Annotated in this window: 1 protein-coding gene; it reads right to left on the bottom strand. The window is 55.6% G+C overall.

All coding sequences use genetic code 11. The annotated features are described in order from the left end of the window. Window positions 1-243 (bottom strand): DDE-type integrase/transposase/recombinase (locus tag RRF55_RS27630; protein WP_439419243.1); only part of this gene is annotated, 243 nt, incomplete at both ends.

Below are 243 nucleotides of genomic sequence, written 5' to 3'. Positions count from 1 at the left end.
AACCTTTCCATCACACCGACCACATCCTCACCTTTCAGCGACTTTCCGGCATGGATCGCCACACACTCCCGACTAAAATTATCCACTACAGTCAGCGCCCGGAAACGTCGTCCGTTAAACAGGTTATCCGACACGAAATCCATACTCCAGCACTGATCGACACCGGTCAGGACCGGACGTTGCTGACGATGTGCTGCACTGACATGCCTGCGGGGGCGCTTTTTGCGCAGGTTGAGGCCTTCC

It is taken from the genome of Klebsiella sp. K47 (assembly GCF_051858335.1).
GTDB classification, from domain to species: Bacteria; Pseudomonadota; Gammaproteobacteria; order Enterobacterales; family Enterobacteriaceae; genus Klebsiella; species Klebsiella pneumoniae.
This window is presented reverse-complemented; position numbering and strand designations above follow the sequence as displayed.